This is a genomic window from Bradyrhizobium sp. TM102, assembly GCF_009176685.1.
Classification (GTDB): Bacteria; Pseudomonadota; Alphaproteobacteria; order Rhizobiales; family Xanthobacteraceae; genus Bradyrhizobium; species Bradyrhizobium ottawaense.
Genome location: NZ_AP021855.1, coordinates 250882 through 264260 on the forward strand (window position 1 = coordinate 250882; position 13379 = coordinate 264260).

The following is a 13379-nucleotide window of genomic DNA, read 5'->3' on the forward strand; positions in this document are numbered from 1 at the left end:
CTGTTCCGCTCGTCTTCACTGAGGCCCCGCTCACATCTTCTTCCAGTCGCCGATCTGCTCGAAGGCGTGCGCGGCGCGGTAGATGGTGGATTCCTCGAACATCCGGCCGACCAGCATCAGCCCGACCGGCAGGCCATCGACCATGCCGCAGGGCAGCGACATCGCGGGATGATGGGTGATGTCGAACGGCGCGGTGTTGGAGATCATCTCGAGTGCGCGGGCGACGTATTCCTCGCGGCTGGCATTGGGCTCCGGCAGCTTGGTCGCCTTCATCGGCGTGGTCGGCATCAGCAGCAGATCGTAGTCCCCGAACGCCTTGTCGTAGGCCGCGGTCAGCCGCCGCGAGATGTTGAGCGCCTTGCCGTAGAAGCGGGGACCGAAATTGTTGTTGATGTAGGTGCCGAGCATCATGAACAATTTCGTGGTCTCGGACAGCGAGTCGGCCTGGCGGCGCCAGCCGCGATGGAAATCCATCAGCGACGTCGAATAGAGATCGCCGCGGCTGAGGCCGTAGCCGTCGCCGAACATCATGGTCTGGGTCAGGCCTTCGGTGCCGATCGGAGTCCAGATCGCGCCGCCCAGGAGATGCATCGGGATCGACACCGTCTCGACGGTGGCGCCGATATCCTTGAAGCGCTTTGCGGCCTCGCGCACGCTTTCATTCACGGCGGCTTCTGCAACCGGCTGTTCAAAACCTTCCTTGACGATGCCGATCTTCATGCCCTTGACGCCCTGGCCGAGCGCCTTGGTGTACTCCTCGACCTTTGGCGACTTGATGCGCGGATCATAGCCGTCGTCGCCGGCGAGCACTTCGAGCAGCAGCGCGTTGTCGGCGACCGTCGCCGTCATCGGCCCGGTATGGTCGACATAGATCTCGATCGGCATGATGCCGGTATAGGGCACGAGACCCCAGGTCGGCTTCATGCCGTAGATGCCGCAGAACGAGGCCGGCATGCGGATCGAGCCGCCCTGATCGCCGCCGATCGCCATGTCGACCTCGCCGAGCGCGACCACGACGCCCGAGCCCGACGACGATCCGCCGGCCGAGTAGCCCATCTTGTGTGGATTGTGCACTGGCCCGTAGGACCCGGTGTGGCTGCCGCCGGACAGGCAGAAGTGCTCGCAATGCACCTTGCCGGCGATCTCGGCGCCGGCATCCAGCATGCGCGTGACGATGGTGGCGTCGAAATCGGGGACATAGCCTTCCAGCGTCGACGAGCCATTCGTCATGGGAACGCCGGCCAGCATGATGTTGTCTTTCAGCGCGACGGTCTTGCCCTTGAGCTTGCCGCTCGCGGCGCCCTTCACGGTCGACTTGCGATACCAGGCGTTGCGGGGGTTCTCCTCAGCCGAGGGGCGATAGCCCGGGGTGCGCGGATATTTCACCTCGGGCACCTCGTCCGGCATCGCGGCAACGAGATTGTAGGCCTCGATCGAGCCCTGCATCAGGCCGCGGAACGAGGCGACGTCGTCATCGGTGAGCGAAAGGCCGCATTGCTCGGCGACACTGCGCAATTGGGCGGGGGTGGGAAGGACAACTATCACGGCGCTCTCCTCTGAGGCTTCTTGATCCCTGGCGTTGGACGGAGTCTCGCGGTCGCGCTTGCACAAGCGCGGCCCGTTCGGCTTCGCGTCGATATTACAGACGGAAATATTTTCCTTTTCAAGTATTATTTCGCGAAGCCGCTGCGACGTATCAACAGCCGCCCCTCAAAGCGTCTTGATGATCTTGAAGTCGAGACCGTCGGCTTCAGCGAGGTACATCGGCATCTCGGCGCGCCCGTCGCGAAGAACCACGGGACCGCGGCCCGCCGAGTAAACGGTGTTGCGTGCGGCCTTCAGCAGCGGACGAAAGGCCAGCGACCCGGCACGATTGGCCACCGACTCCAGGAACCGCAACCCCTCATAATTCGACTGGCCGACCGAGCCGACCGGCGGCGCGTGCGGGCCGAACATGGCCTGGTAGCCACCGAGGAACTCGTCATTGGCACGCGAGGCCATACAGTTGAAATAGCCGGAGGCGCAGAACAAATTCTCGGTGTTGTCGGCGCCGATGCCGAGCAGCACGGTCTCGTCCATCGCGCCGGCAAGCCGCAGCGTCGAGGTCGCAAGGCCGGCTTCCGCGAAGGCGCGATTGAAGGTGATGCTGTCGGTGCCGATCAGCGAGATCAGCACGACATCCGGCTTGGCGGCGCGGATGCGCGCCAGATGCGGCTCGTGATTGTCCTCGCCGACGGGGACAAATTCCTCGCCGACGACCTGGCCGCCGGCCTCCTTGATGTAGCGCTTCACCGCGCGATGCGACTGCCACGGCCAGACATAGTCGCTGCCGATCAGGTACCAGCGCGCCGCCCTCTTGACGTCCGCCAGCCAGTGGATCGACGGCCGGCTCTGCCAGCGCGGCGTCTCGCCGATCGCCATCACGCCCGGCGTGCGCTCGCCGCCTTCATAGACGGGAGTGTAGATGTAGGGGATGCGGTTGCCGGTGACCTTGCGCAGGGCAACACGGACGGCGCTGATATGCGAGCCCATGATCAGGTCGACCTCGTCGAAGGCGATCGCCTGCTCGGCGCGTTGCACGACGTCTTCGATCGGGCCGCCGGAATCGTAGATCGAGAGCTCGAGCTCGCGCCCCAGGATGCCGCCGCGCTTGTTGATCTCGGCGACCGCGAGCATGGCGCTGTTGGTGGAGGTCGGGCCCCAGATTCCGGGCGAGCCGGTGAAGGTGAGGAAATTGCCGATGCGCAGCTTGTTGCGCGCGCCGCGGCGTTTCATGACATGCGTGTCAAACGGCGACAGGTCGAAATCCGCTGCCGCGGACGACAGATTCCTGAACAGCAAAGACGGTGGCAACGCCGGACCGCCATGAGCCGGGAAGTTTACCGTCGCGCGCACGCCAACTCCTGTCTGGCACCAGACCTGAAAGCACATTGAGCAGGCGGCCGCGGCTTCCGCCCTTTTGTTGTGCAATGATCCTATTTTGAAAATATTGAATATTCAAGAATTGAAGTGCATATAGATGCAGCATCGATTGCAAGACATTCACTCAATTAGGTCAAGACAAAGTCTTAGCCGTGGCAAAACCGTCGAAAGAAAACACCCCGATCACCGAACACCTCGCTTATTTGCTCGCGCAAGCCAACCGGGAGATCAACCGGCAGCTCGAGCTGCGGTTGAGCAAGGAAGGCGTGCCGGTCGAGCAGTGGCGCATCCTGAAGGTGCTGTCCGATGGCAACGGCCATTCGATGGGCGAGCTTGCGGGCGCCGTGCTGCTCAACCATCCGACGCTGACCAAGATGATCGACCGCATGGTCTCCGACACGCTGGTCTATCGCGTGCAGGACCCGGGCGACCGCCGCAAGGTGCTGATGTTCATCTCCGACCGCGGCAAAGTGTTGTGCAAGAAGCTCAACTCGCTCGCGGTCGACCAGGAGGAGCACATCCTGGAGAGCTACGGTGACAAGTCGACGAGCGAGCTCAAGCGGCTGCTGGAGAGCTTGATCGACAGCTCGAATTAGACCTCGTGAATTGGAGCGTGGGGGCCCTGCGAAGCCGACACACTCATCTGCCATTCAATGCATGGAGAGAGGACCTCCATGAAAGCACGCGCGTTGGTCACGCTGGCATTGGTGGCGTTCACAGAGCTCACCAGGCCTTATTCAGTTCTCAAGGCTCGCCCTCGCGTCCAGGCGGAGAATGAGCAGGCGCCGCATAATTGCATCATCGCCAGCACGAGAGGGGATAGCGTTGGCCGTTCCATGTCGTCCAGCCCGCGGACTTGTTGCTGACCGGTTTGGCTAAATACCATTTATTGCCGTCGGCATGGTTGAAGTACACGCCGCCCTGCGTTCCGCTGCGTGGATTTGTTAACTTCACCCATCGCGAGCCATTATCCGAGAAGCTGCCTGCCCAGCGTGCTCCGGAGCTGGTGGTGCAAGTGTCGCCGTTACAGCTTGTCTGACTGTCATCAACGGCGGCCCATTTCATCCGGGCCGACCGGCCGTCTATGTTGCACGACCATGTTCCGCCCCACCATCCGCCCACTTGGCTCGCAGGGGCGGGACCGCAAGCGTAGAAACTCAGGGCAAGAACACACAAGGTGGTTGGCAGCACGCGTTTGGACATTTGTCTGGCTCCCAATTTTTGGCCCCCGTGCGATTCAATCAAAACACGGATTGAGCTCATTAGAGGTGATCCAGATCACAATGAGCAGTGGCAAAATATTGGATGGTCTACCCGAAGGCGATCTCCGAGACACGATGCCGCGCTTTGACCGTCGGCTTTCCAGGCTTCAGCTGCGCAGCCGGACGAGCGAGTGGCCGCCGACAATCTGCTGCAGCGGCACCCGGGAGTGACCAAAGGAACAGGCGCTGCAGGCCACGCGCATGGAACAGGGCGATGCTTCTCACGAGGGTGATGAACGGGCCAAGTACCTGTTCGCTCAACGTCGGGGCTGGTTGCCAGGTGGGCAAAGCGTGCTCAGCCGCGCGTGACGGAAGCCAGCCCCCCTGACAAATGTGAGCCAGCCATCCTCAATGGCGTGTGCCTACCATTCGTGATGCACCTGAAGATCAGCAGGCACCAGATGGATCGGAAGCATTTCAATCCCTCGCGAACTCGAAGGCCAATACAGCACCGCGAGTTCGCTGGGTATTGAGATCATCGATCAGGCATACCGCCCGTGGCAGTGCTTGTACTTCTTGCCTGAGCCGCACGGGCAATCCTCGTTGCGGCCGACCTTGCCCCAGCTTGCCGGGTTCTTCGGATCGCGCAACGCTGCATCGCTGGCCTGAGCGCCGAGCGTGACGCTGGCGAGCGCCATTTCGTCCTCGCCGGTGTTCGGGTCGAACTTGTGCGCCTCCATCGGCGGCAGCACGGGCGCTTCCTGCTCCGGCGGGACGATCTCGACCCGCATCAGCTGCGCCGTGACCGCCTCGCGCAAGTGAGCGCTCATCTCCTGGAAGAGATTGAAGGCTTCGGTCTTGTACTCCTGCAAGGGATCGCGCTGGCCGTAACCGCGCAGCCCGATGACCTGGCGCAGATGGTCGAGCATGATCAGATGCTCGCGCCAGAGATGGTCGAGCGTCTGAAGCAAAATGGTCTTCTCGACGTAACGCATCACGTCGGGACCCCATTGCGCCACCTTGGCCGCCATGTGCTCGTCGGCCTTGGTCTCGATGCGCGTGAGCAGCTCCTCGTCGGCGATGCCTTCTTCCTTGGCCCATTCGTCGACCGGCAGGTCGAGATCGAGCACGCGCTTCAATTCGTCCTTCAGGCCGGCGACGTCCCACTGCTCGGCATAGGCATGCTCCGGCACGTGCTTGGCGACGAGGTCGTCGATGAAGGCGTGACGCATGTCGGTGACGGTCTCGGCGACGCTCTCGTCCTTCATCAGGTCGACGCGCTGGTCGAAGATCACCTTGCGCTGGTCGTTCTGGACGTTGTCGAACTTCAGGAGGTTCTTGCGGATGTCGAAGTTGCGCGCCTCGACCTTCTGCTGCGCCTTCTCCAGCGCCTTGTTGATCCAGGGATGGATGATGGCCTCGCCCTCTTGCAGGCCGAGACGCTGGAGCATGCTGTCGAGGCGATCCGAGCCGAAGATGCGCATCAGATCGTCTTCCAGCGACAGGAAGAATTTCGAGCGGCCGGGATCGCCCTGACGGCCGGAACGGCCGCGCAGCTGATTGTCGATACGGCGGGATTCGTGGCGCTCGGAGCCCATGATGTAGAGGCCGCCGGGCTTGGTCACGGTCTTGGCGGGCTTGTTGCCCTTCGCCGGCTCGATCTCGACGATCTCTTCAGCCTTCAGCACGATGTCGCGGAAGCGCTCGACGTCGGCCTTGATCTGCTCGATCTTCCTGGCTTTCTCGGCCTCGTCCTCGATGCCCGCGGTCTCCTTCGGGATGCGCATCTCGAGCGAGCCGCCGAGCTTGATGTCGGTACCGCGACCGGCCATGTTGGTCGCGATCGTGATCGCGCCGGGCACGCCGGCTTCCGCGACGATATAGGCTTCCTGCTCGTGGAAGCGCGCATTCAGCACCGCGAACAGTTTCGCCGGCTTGCCGGCGCGCGCGGCAGCGTAGAGCTTGTCGAGCGCGTTCTCCTTGCCGAAATCGATCTGCTTGTAGCCGTTCTGCTTGAGAAACTCGGCCAGCACTTCCGACTTCTCGATCGACGCCGTGCCGACCAGCACCGGCTGGAGTCGCGAATTGGCCCGCTCGATCTCGGCGAGGATGGCCGCGTATTTTTCCTTGTGGGTGCGATAAACCTCGTCGTCCTCGTCGAGGCGGCCGATCGGCACGTTGGTCGGGATCTCAACGACTTCGAGCTTGTAGATGTCGAAGAGCTCGTCGGCTTCGGTCAACGCCGTGCCGGTCATGCCGGCGAGCTTCTCGTACATCCGGAAATAGTTCTGGAAAGTGATCGAGGCCAGGGTCTGGTTTTCCGGCTGAACCTGCACGTGCTCCTTGGCTTCCAGCGCCTGGTGCAGACCCTCGGAATAGCGGCGGCCCTGCATCATGCGTCCGGTGAACTCGTCGATGATGACGACCTCGTCGTCGCGGACGATGTAGTCCTTGTCGCGCGTGAACAGCGTGTGCGCGCGCAGCGCCTGGTTGATGTGGTGCACGACGGAGACGTTCTCGACGTCGTAGAGCGACTCGCCCTTGAGCTGGCCGGCATCGCGCAGCAGGGTCTCGATCTTCTCCATGCCGGCTTCGGTCAGCGTCACCGTGCGCTGCTTCTCGTCGACCTCGTAGTCGGTCTTGTCGAGCTTGGGCAGGAAGCCGTCGATGGTGTTGTAGAAATCGGAGCGGTCGTCGAGCGGACCGGAGATGATCAGCGGCGTGCGCGCTTCGTCGATCAGGATGGAATCGACCTCGTCGACGATGGCGAAGAAGTGCGGGCGCTGGACCATGTCCTCGAGCCGGTACTTCATGTTGTCGCGCAGATAGTCGAAGCCGTATTCGTTGTTGGTGCCGTAGGTGATGTCGCAGGCATAGGCCGCCTTGCGCTCGGCATCGTCGAGGCCGTGCACGATCACGCCGGTGGTCATGCCGAGGAAGCCGTAGATCTGGCCCATCCAGCCGGAGTCGCGGCGGGCGAGGTAGTCGTTGACGGTGACGACGTGGACGCCCTTGCCGGCGAGCGCGTTGAGGTAGACCGCGAGGGTTGCGACCAGCGTCTTGCCTTCGCCGGTCTTCATCTCGGCGATATCGCCCTCGTGCAGCACCATGCCGCCGATCAGCTGGACGTCGAAATGGCGCTGGCCGAGCGTGCGCTTGGCGGCCTCGCGCACGGTGGCGAAGGCGGGGACCAGCAGCTCGTCCAGCGTCTTGCCCTCGGCGAGCTGCTTCTTGAAGTCGGCGGTGCGGGCCTTGAGCGCCTCGTCGGAGAGTTGCGAGACCTCTCCTTCCAGCGCGTTGATCGCGTTGACGCGGGACTGATATCCCTTCACCCGCCGGTCGTTGGCGGAGCCGAAAAACTTGCGGGCGAGCGCGCCGATCATGCCTAGTTCCTGTGTTCGCGATTCAAACGCGTTGCAGCCAAGAAGTTGTCACCCGCCTGCCTATCAACTCACCGTGACGCCTGATGGCGTCAGAGCCCGGACTGCGGGGGGGTCATCCGCCATATGGGTGGGAATTGGGCAAGTCTGGGTTCAACGGCCAAAAACGCAGCAAAATAAACGCCATCGCCATGGTCGCGACCGGGCAGAGATATGGCCCGGTCAGGGCCTTGTCAACGGCGGGCGCATTGCGGCTAATTCATCATTTTGACAGACTTTTCGCGTTGCCAAGCCCCCCTGTATTGGGCGAGTGTCCGCCCCGCTCGAGCAGCCCCCTGCTTCAACATAAGGATTTTCCATGACCACCTCGTTCCCGGTAACCAAAACCGGCCTGCGCTTCGGCCTCGCCACCGCCCTCGTGGGCTGCCTTGCGCTGGCGCTGATCGCGGGTCCCGGCCGGGCCGCCGACGATCCGGTGCTGGCGAAGGTCAATGGCGCTGAAATCAAGAAGAGCGACGTCGCCATGGCCGAGGAGGAGCTCGGGCCGAGCCTCGCCCAGATGGACCCGGCGACCAAGGACGAGAACGTCCTGTCCTTCCTGATCGACATGAAAATCGTCAGCAAGGCTGCCGAGGACAAGAAGGTTGCCGATAGCGAGGAATTCAAGAAGCGCCTGGCATTCGCCCGCAACCGGCTTCTGATGGACAGCCTGCTCGCGGGTGAGGGCAAGGCCGCCACCACCCCCGACGCCATGAAGAAGGTCTATGAAGAGGCCTCCAAGCAGATCACCGGCGAGCAGGAAGTGCGCGCCCGCCACATCCTGGTCGAGACCGAGGACGAGGCCAAGGCGGTGAAGGCCGAGCTCGACAAGGGCGCCGATTTCGCCGAGCTCGCCAAGAAGAAGTCCAAGGATCCGGGTTCGGCCGACGGCGGCGATCTCGGCTTCTTCACCAAGGAGCAGATGGTGCCGGAATTCTCGACGATCGCCTTCGCGCTCGAGCCCGGCAAGATCTCCGACCCCGTCAAGTCGCAGTTCGGCTGGCACGTCATCAAGGTCGAGGAAAAGCGCAACCGCAAGGCGCCGGACTTCGAGCAGGTCAAGGCCCAGATCGAGCAGTACGTCACCCGCAAGGCCCAGGCCGACTACGTCGCCAAGCTGCGCGCCGAAGCCAAGGTCGAGCGGCTGGACCAGCCGGCGGCGGACGCCAAGCCGGCGGATGCGGCGAAGCCCTCCGACAGCAAGATGGCGCCGCCTGCAAAGAAGTAAGAATTCGCTGTCACTTCGGTGACGTGAAGAGTATCTAAGCCTTCGTGATGCCCGGCCCCCGCGCCGGGCATCTGCATATTCAGATCCCACCAAGGCGCCCCGCGATGTCCTCCTCCGTCTCCCCGCTCGCCCCGAAAACAGTTCCCGACATGCCCACCATTGCGGGCATCCGTCTCGCGACGGCCGAAGCCGGCATCCGCTACAAGAACCGAACCGACGTGTTGCTGGCGGTGATGGACAAGGGCACCGCGGTCGCCGGCGTCTTCACCAAGTCGAAATGCCCCTCCGCACCGGTGGAATGGTGCCGCGCCAAGCTGAAAGGCGGCAAGGCGCGCGCGCTGGTGGTCAATTCCGGCAACGCCAATGCCTTCACCGGCAAGACCGGCCGCGCCTCCACCGCGCTGACCGCGAAGATCGCGGCCAAGGCGGTCGGATGCAGCGAGGGCGAAATCTTCCTGGCCTCGACCGGCGTGATCGGTGAGCCGCTGGACGCGACCAAGTTCGACGGCGTGCTGGGCCGACTGGCTGAAGCCGCCGAGCCCGGCGACTACCTCGCTGCGGCCAAGGCGATCATGACCACCGACACCTTCCCGAAGGTCGCGACCGCGACCGTCAAGCTCGGCAAGGCCAAGGTCACCATCAACGGCATGGCCAAGGGCGCCGGCATGATCGCCCCCGACATGGCGACGATGCTGTCCTTCATCTTCACCGACGCACCGATCGCGCCCGCGGCCTTGCAGGCGCTGCTCAAGAGCGGCGTCGAGGACACCTTCAACGCGGTGACGATCGACGGCGACACGTCCACGTCGGACACGCTGCTGGCCTTCGCCACCGGCGCTGCCGCCGAGCACGGCGCACCGAAGATCAGCCGCGCCAGCGATCCGCGCCTGAAGGCCTTCGTCAAAGCCTTCAACCAGGTGCTCGCCAATCTTTCTGAACAAGTGGCCCGGGACGGCGAAGGCGCGCGCAAGCTGGTCGAGATCACTGTCGAGGGCGCCAAGACCAAGGCCTCCGCGCGCAAGATCGCGATGTCGATCGCCAACTCGCCGCTGGTCAAGACCGCGATCGCCGGCGAGGACGCCAATTGGGGCCGCGTCGTGATGGCAGTCGGCAAGGCCGGCGAGCCGGCCGATCGCGACAAGCTTTCGATTTCCTTCAACGGCATCCGCGTCGCCAAGAGCGGCGCGCGCGATCCGGATTATGACGAGGCGCAGGTCTCGGAAGCGATGAAGGCCCCGGAGATCGCGATCAAGGTCTCGCTCGGCCTCGGCAAGGGCCGCGACCGCGTGCTGACCTGCGACCTCACCAAGGAATATGTCGCGATCAACGGCGATTACAGGTCGTAGTTTCGCTACTCTCAGACCGTCATCCCCGCGCAATGGCGAAGCCATTGTCGCTGGAGGTGCGAGTGATGGGGCGCGAAGCGCCCCATCGGGAGCCTCGAAGGATGCACGGCCACCGCTACAGCCGCGTGGAGAGAGCCGGGCCGTCGCCCTTCGAGGGCCGCTGAAGGAACGGCCACCTCAGGGTGACGGTAAGAGAGCGCGAGAGCCGTGCTTCAAATCACCCTGAAATCCGCGCGTCCGCGACCGCTTTCTTGAACAGCGCGTTCATGGCGTCCGAGATGCCTTGCGTCGGGCTCACCTCGAAATAGAGCCCGGACGATGCGCAGCTCTGCATGTTCTGCGCGATCTCGCTATTGGGCGACGGCCCGTAGGGGCCGGTATTGAACGGAGCGACCCATTTCATGTACCAGCTGTTGGTGGGCAGCGCGAGGTACGTTGTGTACAGCACGGCAATCTTGACGCCCCGGTCCTTCATCGTCTTGCAGAGCGCAGCATTGAGCGGCGATTGGCACCGCGTGGTGCCGGAGAGCGGTTTCAGGCATCCGGTGTTGCTCTCGTCAGCGACCCCGTCAGAGACGAAGAACAGATATTTGAGCGGGCTGGACGACGTGCCGGTTCCGGGGGAGCTGATCTCGCCGTTGATCGCAGGGAATATCGCGGTGAATGCCGTGTCCTGGTCGTTATTCTCGTTCTGACCGTTCACCGACATCAGGTCGATATTACCCGCCGCCGATTTGGCGCTGGAGAGAGAGCCCGACAACGAAAACAGATTGCGCAGGCCGAGCGTGCTTGCGGAGCCGCCGAAATCGTAGATCGCCATTCTGAACTGGTTTGAATAGGTTTCAGTCGCACTCGCAGTATCCATCAACGACTGCGTTGCGGTCCGCAGCACGTCGATCCGGGTGGTCACGCCAAGCTTTTTGGCAAGGTCGTAGTAATTGTTCTTGTCCTTGAGGTCGTGGCAGGCGAAAGCGCACTTGTCCGATGTGTTGTTGACCATCGTCTGCACGTCGGTCGGCGTGGCGCCGACACCCATCGACGGCGAATTGTCCAGCAGCAGGTAGAAATCGATATAGAGCGGCATGCTGGCCGTCGCTTTCGACGTACCGGTCAGCGTCAGCGCGGTCTTGCCGATCAGGCCGAGAAACATGGTGTTCACGGTGGCGTTGAACGCGACGGTCGAGGTGACGGTCGATCCGGTTTTGACCACGGTCGGCGTGACGCTGTTGAGAGTGTAGCCGGTCTGATTGGCGCGATTGGCGTCGAAGATGTTCTGGGCGTCGGTGACGCCCACGGAGATCGAGCCATCCGACGTCATGGAGCCGGCGGCCTTGAAGGCCGGCGATGCCTTGGCGATCGAGCCGACGCTGGCAGCATCGGCCGCGGCCTGAAGCTTGGCCCGGGTCTGCGTCGCGCGCGAGTAGTCGACCGCGCAGCCGACCGCCGTGATCAACGGGACGCAGGCGAGGGCGAAGATCACCGCGATATTGCCGCGCCGGTCTTGGACGAACCGGCGGATGATGGTGGAAAGCGCAGCGCGCATGGCTTGGGCCCGAGTGGTTTATGCGTTTCCACTCTAGGAACCGTCGATTAAATATGACTTATGGGAACCTCGAAAACATGGGCCGCAATAGGGTTAATAAACCGTTGCGGATGATCTTCAGCGAGCGACATCACGTATGGCCGATCTGAAACTGACACTGGTTGTGGCTTGCGCGCTGATCGACCCCGACAAGCGCGTCCTGATCGCGCAGCGCCCCGCGGGCAAGACGCTGGCCGGCCTCTGGGAGTTTCCCGGCGGCAAGCTCGAGCCAGGCGAGCGGCCGGAGCAGAGCCTGATCCGCGAGCTGCACGAGGAGCTCGGCATCACCGTCGCCGAGCCGTGCCTGGCCCCACTGACCTTCGCGAGCTACGGCTACGAGACCTTCCACCTCCTGATGCCGCTCTATGTCTGCCGGCGCTGGGAGGGACAGGTGACGCCGCGCGAAGGCCAGACCCTGGCCTGGGTCCGTGCCAACAAGCTGCGCGACTACCCGATGCCGCCCGCAGACATTCCGCTGATCCCGCATTTGATTGATCTATTGATGTGAGATGCACTGTGCCCCGGACGCAGCGCGGCGCTCCTTCAGCGATGCGCTGCAGAGCCGGGGCCCACGCTTGCCGCGGAGCTGGGTCCCGGCTCTGCGCAGCAGCGTTTCACGCTGCAGCGCGTCCGGGACACGCATCACTCTTTCCCCGCCTTCTTCACCGCCTCCGCCAGGCTCGCTTTCGCCGATCCCGGCTTCAGCGGCTGCTGCTGGCTCGCATGCGGGGCCCAACCGGCGAGCCAGATGATGTCGAAGGTCGCACGGATGCGGCCGTCGGCATCGGCAAAGCGCTCGGTGTAGATCTCGGCCATCCGCAGCAGCGTCGCGCGCCGGCTCGGTGTTCGCCGCCGCTCGATCAGCACATTGGCAGCGCCCATGCGCCGGAGATCCTGCATCAGCGCGAATGCGTTGGAATAGCGCACCACGACGCGGTCGACGTCGGTCACCGGCAGCGCAAAGCCCGCGCGCTGCAACAGCGCGCCGATGTCGCGCAGGTCAGCAAATGGCGCGACGCGCGGCGAAACGCCGCCCTCGCATTCGGCTTCCGCGGCGGCAAAGGCCTGGCGCAGCTCGGTCAGGCTGTCGCCGCCGATCATCGCCGCGAGCAGCAGGCCGTCGGGCTTGAGCGCGCGGCGGATTTGCGCGAGCACGCCCGGCAGATCGTTGACGAATTGCAGCGCCAGCGCGGAGACGACGAGATCGAGGCTTTCGGGCGCGAAGGGCAGCGTCTCTGAACCCGCAGCATCGAGCGCGATCCGCTGGAGGGAAGGCAGGCGCGTGCGCAACGCCGCCAGCCCCTCACCAGGCGTCCAGAGATCGACCGCCGCGTGAAACTCCCGCATCACCGCAGCCAACCGGTCGGACATGTCCTCGGCGACGCGATCAAGCAGGAAGGTCACCTCGCCCTGTGTCTGCGCACGCCGCTGCCGCGATTGCAGCAAAGCGCGATCGAACAGAGCGGGCGGGGTTTGCGGGGACTGAACCATGCCGCTGGTTACGCCGATCATGCTGGTTCTGGCAATCGCTCCCGTGTCCCGGACGCGCCGCAGCGCTCTTGCGCTGCTGCGCAGAGCCGGGACCCAGACACCAACACCGGACGATGCCGTGAGATGGGCCCCGGCTCTGCAGCGCACCGCACCGGACGATGCTTCGCATCGCCGGGGGCGCTGCACTGC

11 protein-coding genes are annotated in these 13379 nt (G+C 63.7%); 4 read left to right on the forward strand and 7 right to left on the reverse strand.

Going from position 1 to position 13379, the window contains the following annotated elements:
* Positions 1–30 precede the first annotated feature (30 nt).
* The 3 genes from GDN70_RS01200 to GDN70_RS34835 all read right to left on the reverse strand — a co-directional run bounded on the left by GDN70_RS01200 (position 31) and on the right by GDN70_RS34835 (position 3037).
* Entirely contained in the window at positions 31–1545 is a 1515-nt protein-coding gene (locus GDN70_RS01200; protein WP_152102065.1) for an amidase, read from the reverse strand.
* Between the two features lie 165 nt (positions 1546–1710).
* Positions 1711–2895 (reverse strand): substrate-binding domain-containing protein, encoded by a 1185-nt coding sequence (locus tag GDN70_RS01205; protein ID WP_038950277.1) that lies wholly within the window; start codon positions 2893–2895, stop codon positions 1711–1713.
* On the reverse strand, positions 2786–3037 hold the full coding sequence (locus tag GDN70_RS34835; RefSeq protein ID WP_162130963.1) for a hypothetical protein: 252 nt from the start codon (positions 3035–3037) through the stop codon (positions 2786–2788). The genes GDN70_RS01205 and GDN70_RS34835 overlap by 110 nt, the downstream gene beginning before the upstream one ends.
* A 37-nt stretch (positions 3038–3074) precedes the next feature.
* On the opposite strand from GDN70_RS34835, the gene GDN70_RS01210 reads away from it, so the two are divergent.
* Positions 3075–3518 (forward strand): MarR family winged helix-turn-helix transcriptional regulator, encoded by a 444-nt coding sequence (locus tag GDN70_RS01210; RefSeq protein WP_018320557.1) that lies wholly within the window; start codon positions 3075–3077, stop codon positions 3516–3518.
* A 202-nt stretch (positions 3519–3720) separates the two neighbouring features.
* Here GDN70_RS01210 and GDN70_RS35740 read toward each other — a convergent pair whose 3' ends face one another.
* Both GDN70_RS35740 and secA read right to left on the reverse strand, forming a co-directional pair.
* Positions 3721–4185 (reverse strand): DUF6006 family protein, encoded by a 465-nt coding sequence (locus GDN70_RS35740; protein ID WP_371731486.1) that lies wholly within the window; start codon positions 4183–4185, stop codon positions 3721–3723.
* A gap of 481 nt (positions 4186–4666) precedes the next feature.
* The gene (gene secA / locus GDN70_RS01215; RefSeq protein ID WP_028141886.1) at positions 4667–7507 is read right to left on the reverse strand and encodes a preprotein translocase subunit SecA; all 2841 of its coding nucleotides are present in this window, start codon (positions 7505–7507) and stop codon (positions 4667–4669) included.
* 355 nt (positions 7508–7862) lie between these two features.
* Here secA and GDN70_RS01220 point away from each other — a divergent pair, with 355 nt between their 5' ends.
* Together GDN70_RS01220 and argJ are read left to right on the forward strand one after the other, a co-directional pair.
* Positions 7863–8771 carry a peptidylprolyl isomerase gene (locus tag GDN70_RS01220; RefSeq protein WP_028141887.1) on the forward strand — a complete coding sequence of 303 codons (909 nt, stop codon included), beginning with the start codon at positions 7863–7865 and terminating at the stop codon, positions 8769–8771.
* A gap of 104 nt (positions 8772–8875) precedes the next feature.
* Positions 8876–10117: a bifunctional glutamate N-acetyltransferase/amino-acid acetyltransferase ArgJ gene (gene argJ, locus GDN70_RS01225; protein WP_038972797.1), complete on the forward strand. Its 1242-nt coding sequence runs from the start codon at positions 8876–8878 to the stop codon at positions 10115–10117.
* A 217-nt stretch (positions 10118–10334) separates the two neighbouring features.
* Here argJ and GDN70_RS01230 read toward each other — a convergent pair whose 3' ends face one another.
* Positions 10335–11660 (reverse strand): TadE/TadG family type IV pilus assembly protein, encoded by a 1326-nt coding sequence (locus tag GDN70_RS01230; RefSeq protein ID WP_038972798.1) that lies wholly within the window; start codon positions 11658–11660, stop codon positions 10335–10337.
* Positions 11661–11796: 136 nt separating this feature from the next.
* Here GDN70_RS01230 and mutT point away from each other — a divergent pair, with 136 nt between their 5' ends.
* Positions 11797–12207, forward strand: coding sequence for an 8-oxo-dGTP diphosphatase MutT (mutT, locus tag GDN70_RS01235; protein WP_038972799.1), 411 nt, complete (start codon positions 11797–11799; stop codon positions 12205–12207).
* A gap of 134 nt (positions 12208–12341) precedes the next feature.
* On the opposite strand, the gene GDN70_RS01240 is transcribed toward mutT, so the two are convergent.
* On the reverse strand, positions 12342–13211 hold the full coding sequence (locus GDN70_RS01240; RefSeq protein ID WP_152102066.1) for a methyltransferase domain-containing protein: 870 nt from the start codon (positions 13209–13211) through the stop codon (positions 12342–12344).
* Positions 13212–13379: the final 168 nt, after the last annotated feature.

Bases quoted from the DNA above. Each gene is read 5' to 3' on its own strand.
- GDN70_RS01230 (WP_038972798.1), bottom strand. From the start codon at position 11,660: ATGCGCGCTGCGCTTTCCACCATCATCCGCCGGTTCGTCCAAGACCGG.
- GDN70_RS01240 (WP_152102066.1), bottom strand. From the start codon at position 13,211: ATGATCGGCGTAACCAGCGGCATGGTTCAGTCCCCGCAAACCCCGCCC.
- argJ (WP_038972797.1), top strand. From the start codon at position 8,876: ATGTCCTCCTCCGTCTCCCCGCTCGCCCCGAAAACAGTTCCCGACATG.
- GDN70_RS35740 (WP_371731486.1), bottom strand. From the start codon at position 4,185: ATGAGCTCAATCCGTGTTTTGATTGAATCGCACGGGGGCCAAAAATTG.
- mutT (WP_038972799.1), top strand. From the start codon at position 11,797: ATGGCCGATCTGAAACTGACACTGGTTGTGGCTTGCGCGCTGATCGAC.
- GDN70_RS01220 (WP_028141887.1), top strand. From the start codon at position 7,863: ATGACCACCTCGTTCCCGGTAACCAAAACCGGCCTGCGCTTCGGCCTC.
- secA (WP_028141886.1), bottom strand. From the start codon at position 7,507: ATGATCGGCGCGCTCGCCCGCAAGTTTTTCGGCTCCGCCAACGACCGG.